The sequence below is a fragment of the Streptococcus sp. 2020WUSS089 genome (assembly GCF_044427405.1).
Lineage (GTDB): Bacteria > Bacillota > Bacilli > Lactobacillales > Streptococcaceae > Streptococcus > Streptococcus hashimotonensis.
This window is the reverse complement of the sequence record NZ_JAOTGD010000002.1, coordinates 83,216-98,541: the sequence shown is the minus strand read 5'-3', so window position 1 is coordinate 98,541 and position 15,326 is coordinate 83,216. Positions and strand designations below refer to the sequence as shown.

The following is a 15,326-nucleotide window of genomic DNA, read 5'->3' as shown; positions in this document are numbered from 1 at the left end:
GAATGACAACTATGGCAACAACTATTACAATGCAATCTAGTACCATTCTTGGAAACTTTATCTTGGTAACAGCCTCATTTGCAATACTTATTATTCTTATTCGTGTTTTTGCATGGGATAAAATTACAGGTATTTTTGAAGAACGTGCCAATAAGATTGCGAACGATATTGATGCTGCAGAAGAAAAACTAACAGCAGCAGCGAACCTTGTTCAACAACGTGAAGATGAGTTGGTACAGGGACGTATTGAAAGTCAAAAGATTATTCAAGACGCGGTTGAACGTGCAAAACTAGAGAAAAAACGTATTCTTGAGCAAGCAGATGTTGAAATTCAAGGATTGAAGCAAAAAGCTCAATTGGAAATTGAAGCTGAAAAACGTGAAGCACAAGAAAACTTGCGTGTTCAAGTTGCTGAATTGGCAGTTGATCTTGCAAGCAAAATTATTTTGGAAGATTTGGACCAACAAGCTCATAGTAACTTGATTGACCGTTATTTGGACAAACTAGGAGACAAGTAGATGAACGCTAGAGAAAATGCCATCGTGCAAAAATATGCTCTATCATTTGTTGAAAAAGTCAGTGATCATGCAGATATTTGGGATATGTATGACCAGATTTCTGACTTGATTTCCATCATTCATGATAGTAAGCTGAATCGAATCTTGCTGTCAGCGACAGTATCGAGAGAAGAAAAGGCTGACTTTGTAAGGACGGTACGTCAATCTAGTTTCTGGCAAATCAATGACTTGATTGAAGATGTTATTCGTGATGGTCATGCAGACTTGCTTCTTGAAACCCTTGAGCGTGTCCAATTACAAATCAGTAAATTTAAAAATGAATTTGAAGCCCATGTGGTTTCTGTTTACCCTTTGACTGAAGGACAAAAAGAGCGTCTTCGTCAAGTGGTTGAAGAACGATTTGCCCTACGTGTTCATAACATCTCTGAAGAATTGGACCCAAGTTTACTTGGCGGATTTATCGTTACTGTCAACCACAAGGTAATCGATGCAAGCGTTCGAACTCAGTTGAAGGACGTTAGAAAAAAACTTTAAGAAATAGAAAGTGGTGTTCTTTTGATTAATGCACAAGAAATTAGCGCTTTACTAAAACAACAAATTGAAGGCTTTCAGCCTGACTTTGACTACACAGAGACTGGTGTCGTAACCTATATCGGTGACGGTATCGCCCGTGCGCAAGGTCTTGACAATGCCATGAGTGGAGAGCTTTTGGTATTTGAAAATGGCACCATTGGTATGGCACAAAACTTAGAAACCAACGATGTTGGTATCATCATTCTCGGACAATTTACCGATATTCGTGAAGGGTCAGTTGTTCGTCGTACTGGTAAAATTATGGAAGTACCAGTTGGTTCGGCTTTGATTGGTCGTGTCATCAACCCACTTGGTCAACCTGTGGATGGTCTTGGTGAAATTCGTACTAGTAAGACTCGTCCGATTGAATATCCAGCACCAGGTGTTATGCAACGTAAGTCGGTTAATGAACCGCTTCAAACTGGTCTTAAGGCGATTGACGCTTTGGTTCCGATTGGTCGTGGTCAGCGTGAATTGATTATCGGTGACCGTCAGACAGGGAAGACATCTGTAGCTATTGATGCTATTCTCAACCAAAAAGGCCAAGACATGATTTGTATCTATGTGGCTATCGGTCAGAAAGAGTCAACTGTTCGTACTCAGGTTGAAACGCTTCGTCAATATGGTGCTTTGGATTACACAATCGTAGTAACTGCATCTGCTTCACAACCGTCTCCATTGCTTTTCTTGGCTCCTTATGCTGGTGTTGCAATGGCAGAAGAGTTCATGTACGAAGGCAAACACGTCTTGATTGTTTACGATGATTTGTCAAAACAAGCGGTAGCTTACCGTGAATTATCTCTCTTGCTTCGTCGTCCTCCGGGTCGTGAAGCCTATCCAGGGGATGTATTCTACTTGCACAGTCGTTTGCTAGAGCGTTCAGCCAAGGTTTCAGATGAATTGGGCGGTGGCTCTATTACAGCTCTACCATTTATCGAAACACAAGCGGGAGATATTTCAGCTTACATCGCTACCAACGTGATTTCAATCACGGATGGACAAATCTTCTTGAAGGACGATTTATTCAACTCTGGTATCCGTCCAGCCATTGATGCGGGTTCTTCTGTATCACGTGTAGGTGGTTCTGCACAGATTAAGGCCATGAAAAAGGTTGCAGGTACCCTTCGTATCGACTTAGCTTCTTATCGTGAATTAGAGGCCTTTACGCAGTTCGGTTCAGATTTGGATGCGGCAACTCAGGCAAAACTCAACCGCGGTCGTCGAACTGTGGAAGTCTTGAAACAGCCATTGCATAAGCCACTTCCAGTTGAAAAACAAGTTTTGATTTTGTATGCTTTGACAAATGGCTATCTTGACTCAGTGCCGATTGATGATATCTTGGCATTTGAAGAAGAGTTGTATGCTTATTTTGATTTGCATTATGATAATCTTTTGGATGTCATTCGTACAACCAAAGATCTACCTGATACAGATGAGTTGAACGCTGCAATTCAAGCTTTCAAAGACCAGTCTGTCTTTAAGTAAAGGAGTGAATAATGGCAGGTTCTCTCAATGAAATCAAGTCAAAAATTGCATCAACTAAGAAAACCAGTCAAATCACCGGTGCCATGCAGATGGTTTCGGCTTCTAAATTAGCCAAATCAGAGCAATTAGCGCAATCCTTTCAGATCTACGCTAGTAAGGTTCGTCAGATTACAACGGATCTCTTGCGCGGAGAATTGATGGCTTCAGATACAAGCAATCCAATGCTGATTCGCCGTCCAGTTCAAAAATCGGGTTATATTGTCATTACCTCTGACAGTGGACTAAAAGGTTCTTATAATTCCAGTATTTTGAAGGCTGTGATGGGGATGATTGAACAGGATCATGACTCGAAAGATGAGTATGAGATTATTGCTATTGGTAGTATGGGAGCAGATTTTTTCCGTGCTCGTGGTATCAATCCTGTCTTTGAATTGCGCGGTTTAGCAGACAACCCAAGTTTTGAAGAGGTTCAAAAAATCATTTCTAAGTCTGTTGAGATGTACAAGAATGAACTCTTTGATGAGTTGTATGTTTGTTATAACCACCATGTCAATAGTTTGACCAGTCAGGTGCGTGTACAACAGATGCTTCCTGTAGAAGATTTGGACCACAATGAAGCAGATGGTTATACAGCTACCTTTGAGTTGGAACCAAACCGTGAGGTTATTTTGGAACAACTCTTGACTCAATATGCAGAATCAACTATTTATGGAGCGATTTTGGATGCCAAAACTGCTGAAAATGCAGCAGGTATGACAGCCATGCAGACAGCAACGGATAATGCTAAGAATGTCATTAACGATTTGACAATCCAATACAATAGGGCTCGTCAGGCAGCGATTACTCAGGAAATTACTGAGATTGTAGCTGGTGCCTCAGCCCTTGAGTAATAGAAATAGAGGAAATAGAATGAGTTCAGGCAAAATTACTCAGGTTGTCGGACCAGTTGTAGACGTTGCGTTTGCAGCAGAAGATAAACTTCCTGAGATTAACAACGCACTCGTTGTATATAAAAATGATGATTCCAAACAAAAAGTCGTGCTTGAAGTGGCTTTGGAACTTGGTGATGGCGTTGTACGGACCATTGCCATGGAATCAACGGATGGATTGACACGTGGGATGGAAGTTCTCGATACAGGTCGTCCTATCTCAGTTCCAGTCGGTAAAGAAACGCTGGGTCGTGTCTTCAATGTGTTGGGAGATACCATTGACCTTGAAGAGTCTTTTCCGGCAGATTTTGAACGTGAGCCTATCCATAAGAAAGCGCCAGCTTTTGACGAATTATCTACTTCAAGCGAAATTTTGGAAACAGGGATTAAGGTTATCGACCTCCTAGCACCTTATCTAAAAGGTGGTAAGGTTGGTCTCTTCGGTGGTGCCGGTGTTGGTAAAACCGTTCTTATCCAAGAATTGATTCACAATATTGCCCAAGAACACGGTGGTATCTCTGTGTTTACCGGAGTTGGCGAGCGTACCCGTGAAGGGAACGATCTTTACTGGGAAATGAAAGAATCAGGTGTTATTGAAAAAACGGCCATGGTATTTGGTCAGATGAATGAGCCACCAGGAGCCCGTATGCGGGTTGCTCTTACTGGTTTGACCATTGCGGAATACTTCCGTGATGTGGAAGGGCAGGATGTTCTTCTGTTCATCGACAATATCTTCCGTTTCACTCAGGCTGGTTCAGAAGTGTCTGCCCTCTTGGGCCGTATGCCATCAGCCGTTGGTTATCAGCCAACACTTGCAACTGAGATGGGACAATTGCAGGAGCGTATTACCTCAACCAAGAAGGGTTCTGTTACATCTATTCAGGCTATTTACGTACCTGCAGATGACTATACAGACCCAGCTCCAGCGACAGCTTTCGCTCACTTGGACTCGACTACCAACTTGGAACGTAAGTTGACTCAGCTTGGTATCTACCCTGCGGTGGATCCGTTGGCGTCATCATCTCGTGCGCTTTCTCCACAAATTGTTGGTGAAGAGCACTATACAGTGGCTATGGAAGTAAAACGTGTTCTTCAACGTTACCAAGAATTGCAAGATATTATTGCCATTCTCGGTATGGACGAATTGTCAGATGAAGAGAAGACCTTGGTTGGTCGCGCTCGTCGTATCCAATTCTTCCTCTCTCAAAACTTCAACGTTGCGGAGCAATTTACAGGTATGCCAGGTTCTTATGTGCCAGTAGCTGAAACAGTGAAAGGCTTTAAGGAAATCTTGGACGGCAAACACGACCATCTACCAGAAGATGCCTTCCGAAATGTTGGTTCAATTGAGGATGTGGTCGCTAAAGCTGCTAAAATGAAATTCTAGAGGTGGCTTATGGGACAAATGACTGTACAAATCGTAACACCAGACGGTATCAAATATGACCATCATGCAGCATTTGTTTTGGTCAAAACGGTTGATGGTGAGATGGGTGTCTATTCTGGACATGAAGAACTGATTGCAGTTTTGGAAATCGGTGAAATGAAAGTACGTCGTGTTGATGATGAAAACCATGTAGACTGGATTGCGGTCAATGGTGGAATCATTGAAGTCAACAAGGATATTATTACGGTCATTTCTGATTCCGCTGAGCGGGAACGGGATATTGATATTAGTCGTGCGGAACGTGCCAAATTGCGCGCGGAACGTGAATTGGAAGAAGCACAGACTGCTCGTAATATTGATATGGAGATGCGTGCAACAGTCGCCCTCCAACGTGCGATAAATCGTATTCGTGTTGGAAAACATTAATCTATATGGGATTGAACTTGGTTCAGTTCCATTTTTTAATTTCATGGTATAATGGAAACATGGTAATTTCAATTTTACAGTTTTTTAGTCATATATTGTTTATCTATCTGGCTCATCATCTCTTGGTTACAACAGTTGATTGGTCACGGTGGTTGAAGGTGACGGGGGACAATCAGCGTAAAATCAATTTGCTGATTCTCTTTCTGGCAATAGCACTGGGGTACTTGGTCTCGACTTTCTTTTTAGAATTGTTGATGATGGGACGCTCTTTTGCAAATATGTGATTTAAGTAAGAAAAGGATAAGAAATGGATACAATTATTGTTACAGGTAGTAAAAACGGTTTGAAAGGACAGGTTGAGATTGAGGGGGCGAAGAATGCCGTTCTGCCTTTATTGGCAGCAACAGTTCTAGCAAGTCAAGGGCAAACTAAATTGACTCAGGTTCCTATTTTGTCTGATGTCTATACAATGAATAATGTTGTACGTGGTCTGGGAGTTCGTGTGAAATTTGACGAGGAAACAAAGACTATCGATATTGACGCAACAGGTAAACTTGGTAGCGAAACTCCTTATAAGTATGTGAGTCAAATGCGCGCCTCTATTGTTATTCTTGGTCCGATTTTGGCACGCAATGGTTATGCTAAGGTTTCTATGCCAGGAGGTTGTACAATTGGTAGTCGTCCAATAGATTTGCACTTAAAAGGTTTGCAAGCTATGGGGGCTAAAATTAAACAACGAGCTGGTTATATTGAAGCGAGTGCAGATAACTTGCAGGGAGCTCATATCTATCTTGATTTCCCAAGTGTTGGGGCAACGCAAAATTTGATGATGGCTGCAACTCTGGCGCAGGGCACAACGGTATTGGAAAATGCAGCGCGAGAACCTGAAATTGTTGACTTGGCTATTTTCCTCAACAAAATGGGGGCCAAAGTTAAGGGGGCAGGCACAGAGACAATTACGGTTACTGGTGTAGAAGAATTGACTGGCGCAGAACACCAAGTGGTGCAAGATCGTATCGAAGCGGGTACCTTTATGGTGGCAGCAGCAATGACTGGTGGCGATGTCTTGGTGAAGGATGCTGTCTGGGAGCACAACCGTCCACTCATTTCTAAGATGTTGGAAATGGGAGTTGAGGTGACGGAAGAAGCTGAAGGGATTCGAGTTCGTTCGCAAGTGGATAAGCTTAAACCTGTAACAGTAAAAACCTTGCCACACCCAGGCTTCCCAACGGATATGCAGGCTCAATTTACAGCCCTAATGGCAGTTGCAAAGGGTGAATCTACCATGATTGAAACGGTATTTGAGAATCGTTTCCAGCATTTGGAAGAAATGCGTCGGATGGATTTGCATTCGGAAATTTTACGAGATACAGCTATCATCACGGGAGGACAAGCTCTGCAAGGTGCTCAGGTTATGTCTACTGATTTACGAGCAAGTGCCGCTTTGATTCTGGCTGGTTTGGTTGCTGAAGGTGAGACGATTGTAGGTAAATTAACGCACTTAGATCGAGGTTACTATCGTTTTCATGAGAAATTAGCTGCTTTAGGTGCAACGATTGAACGTGTGAGTGGAGAAGATGAAAATGGATAAGGATAATCTTAGCTATGTTGGTAAAAATTTAATCTTAGTAGCAGTTGTTTTGTTGCTTGCTATTTTGGTGTTTGTTTTAGGATTAATGGTTGGTTACGGTGTCATAGGAGATGGAGACAATGTATTTGCGGTGTTGTCACCAGCTAAGTGGCAAGAACTAATCGGTAAATTTACAGGAAAGTAGGCTGGACCTGCTTTTTTGATGGAGAGAAAATGGCGAAGAAAAATGTAAAAAAACAAGCAATGAGTCTGCTCAGCTTATTGGCTACGATTGTTGTAGTAGCGGGGGGCTATCTTTTAAGTGATAACAAGAGCAGTAAGGTTGCTGATTATTCCTATTATGTCAATCAGTCTAAGGCAAGTGAGAGCACACCTAGTCAGGAACTGGCTAGTTCGGTATTGACAGAAGATGTAAAAAAGCAACTGGGGAATTCGATTGAATGGAATGGTGCTGGAGCATTTATTATTAACGGGAATCAAACGGATTTAGATGCATCGGTTGCCAGTGTTCCTTATGGTGATAATAAGACAAAAACAGTCCAGGGAGAAACGGTTCCAACAGTAGCCAATGCGCTTTTAGCCAAATCTACACGTCAGTATAAGGACCGTGAAGAAACAGGAAATGGTCGGACTTCTTGGACACCTGCGGGTTGGCACCAGGTCCATGATTTAACTGGAGAATATGACCATGCAGTGGACCGTGGTCACCTCCTAGGTTATGCTTTGATTGGTGGATTGTCTGGCTTTGATGCTTCAACCAGCAATCCTAAGAATATTGCAGTTCAAACAGCTTGGTCCAATCAAGCTAATGACCAAACTTCAACTGGGCAGAATTATTTTGAAAGTCAGATTCGGCGGGCCTTGGATAAAAATAAGCGTGTCCGCTATCGTGTGACCTTGGTGTATGCTGAGAGTGAAGACCTTGTTCCTGTCGGAAGCCATCTAGAGGCAAAAGCAGCAGATGGTAGCCTAGAGTTCAATGTGTTCGTTCCAAATGTGCAGAGTGGCTTGAGTATTAATTATCATAGTGGTGAAATTGCAGTGAATGAATAAAGAAATTAGTTGCTAAATTGCTTATATTTTGTTAAACTAAAACTAATTGAATAGAAGTCTGTGAGACTAGTACACCTATGGAAACTGCCCAGGGAGTTGAGCCGTGACTGCAAGCTCAATCAGTGAAAGTTGGTCGAATTCACTCACGCAAGGACTTAGAACCTTTATTCACCGTGCGACACTTCACTTGTGAATACAGGTTCATAGAACTAAGGTCTGCCTAGCAGATGAAAACGGATGGTACCGCGTGACAACGCTCCGATACGAGTGGTGTCATGCGTTTTTTTATTGGAGGAATTATGTCAAACATTGAACAACAGTTGGCTGAATTAAGCCAAACTACACTTGAAAAGTTAAAAGAAATCCAGCACCAAGGAGAAAAAGAACTACAAGACCTGCGTGTTGCGGTTTTGGGTAAAAAAGGGTCCTTGACTGACTTGTTGAAAGGCTTGAAAGACCTATCTAACGACATGAAACCAATCGTTGGTAAGCAGGTCAATGAAGTACGTGATGTGCTGACGGCTGCCTTTGAAGAAACCGCTCAGAAGGTTGCAGCCGCAAAAATTCAACAGCAATTAGCGTCAGAAACTATTGATGTGACCTTGCCAGGTCGTCAGGTTAAGGTCGGAAAACGCCATGTCTTGACTCAAACTTCTGAAGAAATCGAAGATATTTTCTTGGGCATGGGCTTCCAAATCGTTGACGGATTTGAAGTGGAAAAAGATTACTACAACTTTGAGCGCATGAATTTGCCAAAAGACCACCCAGCACGTGATATGCAAGATACCTTCTACATCACAGAAGAAATCCTTATGCGGACCCATACGTCGCCTGTTCAGGCACGGACCATGGACCAGCATGATTTCTCAAAAGGTGCCTTGAAGATGATTTCGCCAGGCCGTGTTTTCCGTCGTGATACGGACGATGCGACCCACAGCCACCAGTTCCACCAGATTGAAGGCTTGGTTGTCGGTGAAAATGTATCCATGGGTGATCTCAAAGGTACGCTTGAAATGATTATCAAGAAAATGTTTGGTGAAGAGCGTCAAATTCGTCTCCGTCCATCTTACTTCCCATTCACTGAGCCATCTGTTGAGGTGGATGTTTCTTGCTTCAAGTGCGGTGGTGACGGCTGTAACGTATGTAAGAAAACAGGCTGGATTGAAATCCTCGGTGCCGGCATGGTCCACCCACAAGTATTGGAAATGAGCGGCATTGACTCAACCAAGTACTCTGGCTTTGCCTTCGGTCTTGGTCAGGAACGCATTGCCATGCTCCGCTACGGTATCAACGATATTCGTGGATTCTATCAAGGCGATGTACGATTCTCGGAGCAGTTTTAACGTAGCACTACTTAAGGCTGACAAAGTCAGCTCTTAAGTAGACGGGAATCGCTATTCTGCGACTTCCCTAGCTACCTTACTAGGATTTCAAGCAAAAGATATCGTTTTGCTTGAAATCCGTCGTAATCTGATAAAGTTAGTAAATTGTTGTTTGAGAGAAACGGTAGCCGCTATAGCGGTCTACCTACTCCCCTCACTAGTTCTAAGGTTGAAAAGTATCGTTTTCAACCTTAGAACGTCGTAACTCCGCTGGAGTAGGTGAACAGGAATCGCTATTCTGCGACTTCCCTAGCTACCTTACTAGGATTTCAAGCAAAAAATATCGTTTTGCTTGAAATCCGTCGGACTCCGATACTCATAAATGGTGCTGAAGCACCTATTTATGAGACGACAGTCGCTATGGCGAACTGTCTAATCGTCTCACTAGCTCTAATGTTGAAAAAATATCGTTTTCACCCTTAGAGCGTCGTAACTCCGTACGAGTAAGTGAAGGGAAATCGCTATTCTGCGACTTCCCTAGCTACCTTACTAGTATTTCAAGCAAAAAATATCGTTTTGCTTGAAATACCGTCGTAACACTGAATAGTAGACGGAAATCGTATTAAGCGACTTTCCTAGCCCAGTTAGAAATGAGAGGCAATGAGATGCAGATTGATCCTATACGTTTAGAAGAGGTTTCCGTTTTGCAGGAGCTGGCTAAACAGACTTTTGCAGAAACCTTTGCTCACGATAATGACCCTGAAAAATTAGAAACCTTCTTCGAGGAAGCTTATTCGCTGGAAGTCTTGACTAGGGAGTTATCGGATCCCAACTGCCAGCACTATTTTCTAAGAGTTGATTATCAGATAGCTGGTTATCTCAAGCTCAACCAGGGTCCTGCCCAGACGGAGCAGGAGCTGGAAAACGCCTTTGAAATCCAGCGTATCTATCTCTTGCAAGCTTTTCAGGGCCACGGTCTTGGGAAGGTCTTGTTTGATTTTGCTTTGGAAAAAGCAGAGCAGTCAAGCTGTGATTGGGTCTGGCTGGGAGTTTGGGAACATAATTACAAGGCTCAGAAATTCTATTCTAAATATGGATTTGAAAAATTTGGCCAGCATGAATTTGCGGTCGGTGATAAGATAGATGTGGATTGGCTACTAAAACGGCCTTTGCACCAGAAAGGATAATATGTTAGTAAGTTACAAATGGTTAAAAGAACTCGTTGACTTTGATGCGACAAGCCATGACTTGTCTGAAAAAATGTCAACAACAGGGATTGAGGTAGAAGGGGTTGAGCAAAAGAGCGCAGGTCTTTCTAAGTTGGTTGTTGGTCAGGTTGTGTCTGCTGAGCCAATTCCTGATACCCACCTCAACATCTGTCAGGTCAATGTCGGTGAGGAAATCACGCAAATCGTTTGCGGTGCTCCAAATGTCAAACCTGGCATCAAGGTGATCGTCGCTCTGCCAGGAGCTCGTATTGCTGGAAACTACAAGATTAAGAAAGGCAAAATCCGCGGAGTTGAGTCCTTGGGTATGCTCTGCTCATTGAGCGAAATCGGCGTGTCCGACTCTGTGGTGCCAAAAGTCTATGCGGACGGAATTTACCATCTGCCTGAAAATGCAGTCGTGGGTGAGCCAGTCTTTTCATACCTTGACCTCGACGACGAGATTATCGAGCTGTCTATCACGCCAAACCGTGCCGACGCCCTCTCCATGCGTGGTGTGGCTCACGAAGTGGCGGCTATCTATGACAGCAAGGTCAACTTTAAGCCTGTGACCTTGGAGGAAAGCGACAAGAAGGCCAGCGATGTGATTGAAGTAGCCATTGAGTCAGACAAGGTGGCTGCCTACACGGCCCGTGTCATTGAAAATGTGACTATCGCACCGAGCCCACAGTGGTTGCAAAACCTGCTCATGAACGCAGGTATTCGCCCGCTCAACAACGTGGTGGACATCACTAACTACATCTTGCTCTACTTCGGTCAGCCAATGCACGCCTTTGACTTTGACAAGTTTGACGGCAAGAAAATCGTGGCTCGTCAGGCAAAAGAAGGTGAGAATTTGGTAACGCTTGACGGCGAAGAGCGTGACTTGATTGCTGATGACATCGTCATTTCCGTTGCGGACAAGGCGGTTGCCCTCGGTGGTGTCATGGGCGGTGCTAACACAGAGATTGACAACAACTCTAAGACGGTTGTGCTAGAAGCTGCCCTCTTTGACGGCAAGTCTATCCGCAAGACCTCAGGTCGTCTCAACCTTCGCTCAGAGTCCTCTTCTCGCTTTGAAAAAGGCATCAACGTGGCGACCTTGACGGAGGCTATGGACACAGCAGCTGCCATGATTGCGGAACTGGCTGGCGGTCAGGTCTTGTCTGGCATCGTTTCTGCGGGCAGCGTGGATACATCGGATGTCCCAGTCACAGCGACTATTGATTACGTCAACCGCTCGCTCGGGACCAATCTGGACTATGCCCAAATCGCAGACATTTTCCGTCGTTTAGGTATGGAAACAACTGGCGATGCAAGTCAGTTTACAGTCGCAGTACCGCGTCGTCGTTGGGACATTCGCATCCCAGCAGACTTGGTAGAGGAAATCGCTCGTATTTATGGGTATAATAATCTGCCGACCACTCTTCCAAAAGAGGACGGAACAGCAGGGGAATTGACCCTGACCCAGAACATCCGTCGCCAAGTACGTAGCCTGGCAGAAGGTGCAGGACTGACAGAAATCATTTCTTATGCCTTGACAACGCCTGAAAAGGCTGTGGAGTTTGCGGCTCGTCCAACCACAGTCACCGAACTCATGTGGCCAATGACTGTTGACCGCTCTGCCCTTCGTCAGAACATGGTGTCTGGTATGCTGGAAACGGTAGCCTACAACGTGGCTCGTAAAAACAAGAACTTGGCCCTCTACGAAATCGGTAAAATCTTTGAACAGTCTGGTAATCCCAAAGAGGACCTGCCACAAGAAATCAACAAGTTTGCCCTTGTTTTGACAGGTTTGGTAGCTGAGAAAGACTTCCAGACACCTGCTGTACCAGTTGATTTCTTCCATGCCAAAGGTATCTTGGAAGCTATCTTTGCTCACTACAAGTTGGCAGTTGACTTTGTGGCGACCAGTGAGATTGCTGCCTTGCACCCAGGTCGTACTGCTGAAATCCATTTGAATGGGGCGGTAATCGGCTTTGTCGGGCAGGTACATCCTCAAACGGCTAAGGACTACGGTATTCCTGAAACCTATGTGGCTGAAATCAATCTGGATGCGATTGAAGAAGCTCTCCAGCCTGCTCAGCCATTTACCGAAATCTCCAAATTCCCAGCGGTTAGCCGTGATATTGCCCTACTTTTGAGCAGTGATGTCAAACATCAGGATGTCCTGGATGCCATTGCCGGTGCTGGCGTCAAACGCTTGACCAAAGTGACCCTCTTTGACGTCTATGCTGGCAGCAATATTGAGGCTGGTAAGAAGTCTATGGCTTACAACCTGACCTTCCAAAATCCTGCGGACAGCCTGACGGATGAGGAAGTGGCTAAGTACATGGAGAAAATCAGTAAGTCGCTCGAAGCACTTGGTGCTGAGATTCGTTAATTTTTAGATATTGTGAAATCCTAGTCTGTGGGCTAGGATTTTTGGGAGCGGGACAGAACTCAGAGAAGTAAGGGAGTTCGTCGTCCCGCCCCCGCACAGTTGATTAGGTCAGATTTGGAGTGCGTAGCACGAACAAAACTGCCAATCAACCACTGCGCTGAGATGTTGACACAAGTCTTGAGAAGTGGAGGGGGCTATCTATTTACAAGAAGAATTAGCTAAGAAAGGTTCAACATTCACCGAAAAAGAGGTTAATGCCTTTCTAGCTGAGATTTATGATGACTATGCTATATTGAGACGCTACTTGGTGGATTATGGTTACTTATCGCGTGATCAGTATGGTTTGGAATACAGAATAGAAAAAAAGAGATGATTGCGGTCATCTCTTTTGTCTTATACTCTTCGAAAATCAAAATTATCTGTTGTCAAGAGCCTTGATGAGTGAAAAGCTCCAGTGGAGGTTTTCAGCCTGTTACCTTTCAATAAAAAAGTAACAGAGTTCTATCTTCGCCTTCGTTTCCTAGGCTACTTTTGATTTTCATTGAGTATTACAAAATAAAAGGTTCAATCTTCAACTCTATCTGTTTGCCATACTTGGCTAGTAAATCGTCTGCCAGGGGATGATAGAGTTCTCGTAGTTGTTCAATCTTGTCAGGGAATTGCTTGCCAATGTAGTCGAACTTGCATTCGATGGTTAAGAAAAGTTGGTGGAAGAGTTCGTTCATCTCATTCAATCGGGCAATCATTTCTTCATCTTCTTTGAGAAAATCAGGAATTTCTGAGCGATTGTTGACAAAACCGTCGATGAGTTTTACGGGGAAAGATCCGTATTCTAGGACAAATTCGTACATGGGTTTCTCCTTGCCTTACTATTGATAGGACTATTGTAGCATAGATTAGAATGTGACAAAAGAATTTCAACTTTATTGCAGTTTAAGTTTTGTTTAATTTTATTTTCAGTTTCATTTAAAGCTTGGTCGGTAAACTATATCTTGTAAACAAGACAGGGACCTGTCAAAATTTAGGATAGAAGAGGCACAATAATGAAAACAAGAATCGTACAAAAGCAGTTTAAGCGTAAAGAGACTAAATATATCGTTGATAAAAAAACTTTTGAACTTTTAGAAAAGGAACTTCGTCAGTACATGATGGCAGATGAATTTGCGACATCAACGATTACCAATATCTACTTTGATAATGAAGATTTTGATATGATTCAAGATTCACTTGCCAAAAAGAATGGACGTGAGAAAATTCGTATGCGTGTCTATGATGCGACACCATCTGAATCGAGTCAAGCCTTTCTTGAAATCAAGAAAAAAGAAAATAAAATTGGCTATAAATACCGTTTAACTTCAAACCCTGTTTCTGTAACAAATTATATCGAAAATGGGGTGATTGATTCTACAATCAAGGATGATAAGGTAACCTCAGAACTCGAAATGTTGAGAGAACGCTACGGGACTATTAAGCCGAAGATGTATATCTACTACGATCGCGTATCCTATAAAGGAATCGAAGACAAAAAAGTTCGTCTCACAATCGATAAGAACTTACTGTATCGAGACTACGATGTGGATGCAATGGAAGGTAAATTTGGTAAGAACCTATTAGACCCAACCAAAGTAATCATGGAAGTAAAAGTTCCAGAAGAGCGACCAGAATGGTTAGTAGCCTTGCTTGAAAAATACCAGATCGAAAAACAATCATTTTCAAAATATGGCAATGCCTATAAGCTTGCCCACAACATCACTGGAGAGGAAGTAAGCCAACATGCAGTTGTTTAATAGCATTTTTTCAACGGCCAATAGCAATATTACCTTAGCGCAGATGTCCATGGTTTTTGGAGTTAGTCTATCCATGGGGGTACTCTTAGCGGCTGTTTATAAATATAAATCTAATTATACAAAGGAATTTGTCATCACACTAAGTTTAATGCCAGCTTTGATTGCTGTTATCATTGCATTAGTTAATGGTAACTTGGGAGCGGGTGTTGCGGTAGCAGGGACTTTCAGTCTAATTAAATTCCGCTCAGCAGCAGGTTCTTCGAAGGAAATGCTTGCAGTCCTCTTAGCGATGGCTATCGGTCTAGCGACAGGAATGGGCTTCCTAGGTTTGGCTGTCTTTATGACGGTCATCCTATCTGCTTGTATCTTGATTTTTGAGAACATCAGCTTTGCTCAAGTCAATCAAAATCGGCGTCATCTCTTGGTGACAGTGCCAATGAATTTTGATTATGATCAATTTTTTGAAAATCAATTTGGTAAATCTTGCAAGCAAGCCGACTTGATTTCACTCAAATACAAAAAGAAAAAAGAAGCGCTGATCTTAGAATATCAAGTTCTCCTCGATAAAAAAATTACAGATAAACGATTGGTAGATACAGTATTGTCAGCTGGTCCCTTGGATGTCGTATTGAACAAGCAAATGCCTAAGAAAAAATTCTTATAACGA

Annotated in this window: 16 protein-coding genes and 1 pseudogene; 16 read left to right on the top strand and 1 reads right to left on the bottom strand. The window is 43.1% G+C overall.

From position 1 onward, the window contains the following. Positions 1-11 precede the first annotated feature (11 nt). The 14 genes and pseudogenes from atpF to ODU46_RS02830 all read left to right on the top strand — a co-directional run. Positions 12-518 (top strand): F0F1 ATP synthase subunit B, encoded by a 507-nt coding sequence (atpF, locus tag ODU46_RS02895; protein WP_024407434.1) that lies wholly within the window; start codon positions 12-14, stop codon positions 516-518. Continuing rightward, positions 519-1,052 carry a F0F1 ATP synthase subunit delta gene (locus tag ODU46_RS02890; RefSeq protein WP_105134224.1) on the top strand — a complete coding sequence of 178 codons (534 nt, stop codon included), beginning with the start codon at positions 519-521 and terminating at the stop codon, positions 1,050-1,052. A 3-nt stretch (positions 1,053-1,055) separates the two neighbouring features. Further along, entirely contained in the window at positions 1,056-2,576 is a 1,521-nt protein-coding gene (gene atpA / locus ODU46_RS02885; protein ID WP_044761584.1) for a F0F1 ATP synthase subunit alpha, read from the top strand. A gap of 11 nt (positions 2,577-2,587) precedes the next feature. Beyond that, positions 2,588-3,466, top strand: coding sequence for a F0F1 ATP synthase subunit gamma (locus tag ODU46_RS02880; protein ID WP_002936012.1), 879 nt, complete (start codon positions 2,588-2,590; stop codon positions 3,464-3,466). Positions 3,467-3,485: 19 nt separating this feature from the next. Continuing rightward, complete coding sequence (atpD, locus tag ODU46_RS02875; RefSeq protein WP_024384813.1) at positions 3,486-4,892, top strand: F0F1 ATP synthase subunit beta; 1,407 nt, start codon at positions 3,486-3,488, stop codon at positions 4,890-4,892. A gap of 9 nt (positions 4,893-4,901) precedes the next feature. After that, positions 4,902-5,318, top strand: coding sequence for a F0F1 ATP synthase subunit epsilon (locus tag ODU46_RS02870; RefSeq protein WP_002936007.1), 417 nt, complete (start codon positions 4,902-4,904; stop codon positions 5,316-5,318). Between the two features lie 59 nt (positions 5,319-5,377). Further along, a complete protein-coding gene (locus ODU46_RS02865) occupies positions 5,378-5,602 on the top strand; it encodes a DUF1146 family protein (RefSeq protein WP_012775178.1) in 225 nt (74 codons plus the stop codon). A gap of 23 nt (positions 5,603-5,625) precedes the next feature. Then, on the top strand, positions 5,626-6,909 hold the full coding sequence (gene murA / locus ODU46_RS02860) for a UDP-N-acetylglucosamine 1-carboxyvinyltransferase (protein ID WP_136628365.1): 1,284 nt from the start codon (positions 5,626-5,628) through the stop codon (positions 6,907-6,909). Continuing rightward, entirely contained in the window at positions 6,902-7,093 is a 192-nt protein-coding gene (locus ODU46_RS02855; protein WP_105208019.1) for a DNA-directed RNA polymerase subunit beta, read from the top strand. The genes murA and ODU46_RS02855 overlap by 8 nt, the downstream gene beginning before the upstream one ends. Positions 7,094-7,122: 29 nt before the next feature. Beyond that, a complete protein-coding gene (locus ODU46_RS02850; RefSeq protein ID WP_105136008.1) occupies positions 7,123-7,962 on the top strand; it encodes a DNA/RNA non-specific endonuclease in 840 nt (279 codons plus the stop codon). Between the two features lie 299 nt (positions 7,963-8,261). Further along, positions 8,262-9,305, top strand: a complete 1,044-nt coding sequence (pheS, locus tag ODU46_RS02845) for a phenylalanine--tRNA ligase subunit alpha (RefSeq protein ID WP_002939760.1) — start codon at positions 8,262-8,264, stop codon at positions 9,303-9,305. 644 nt (positions 9,306-9,949) lie between these two features. Continuing rightward, the gene (locus ODU46_RS02840) at positions 9,950-10,471 is read left to right on the top strand and encodes a GNAT family N-acetyltransferase (RefSeq protein ID WP_044673810.1); all 522 of its coding nucleotides are present in this window, start codon (positions 9,950-9,952) and stop codon (positions 10,469-10,471) included. Between the two features lies 1 nt (position 10,472). Next, entirely contained in the window at positions 10,473-12,872 is a 2,400-nt protein-coding gene (pheT, locus tag ODU46_RS02835) for a phenylalanine--tRNA ligase subunit beta (protein ID WP_398579198.1), read from the top strand. A 199-nt stretch (positions 12,873-13,071) separates the two neighbouring features. Beyond that, positions 13,072-13,245, top strand: a pseudogene (locus tag ODU46_RS02830) (DUF2087 domain-containing protein); the annotation flags it as partial. A gap of 175 nt (positions 13,246-13,420) precedes the next feature. Here ODU46_RS02830 and ODU46_RS02825 read toward each other — a convergent pair. Next, positions 13,421-13,723 carry a hypothetical protein gene (locus ODU46_RS02825; protein WP_105136012.1) on the bottom strand — a complete coding sequence of 101 codons (303 nt, stop codon included), beginning with the start codon at positions 13,721-13,723 and terminating at the stop codon, positions 13,421-13,423. Positions 13,724-13,915: 192 nt separating this feature from the next. Between ODU46_RS02825 and ODU46_RS02820 the strand changes: the two genes are divergently transcribed. Both ODU46_RS02820 and ODU46_RS02815 read left to right on the top strand, forming a co-directional pair. After that, positions 13,916-14,659: a polyphosphate polymerase domain-containing protein gene (locus ODU46_RS02820; RefSeq protein ID WP_105120982.1), complete on the top strand. Its 744-nt coding sequence runs from the start codon at positions 13,916-13,918 to the stop codon at positions 14,657-14,659. Then, positions 14,646-15,323, top strand: a complete 678-nt coding sequence (locus ODU46_RS02815; RefSeq protein WP_024407416.1) for a DUF4956 domain-containing protein — start codon at positions 14,646-14,648, stop codon at positions 15,321-15,323. The genes ODU46_RS02820 and ODU46_RS02815 overlap by 14 nt, the downstream gene beginning before the upstream one ends. The last annotated feature ends 3 nt before the right edge of the window (positions 15,324-15,326 follow it).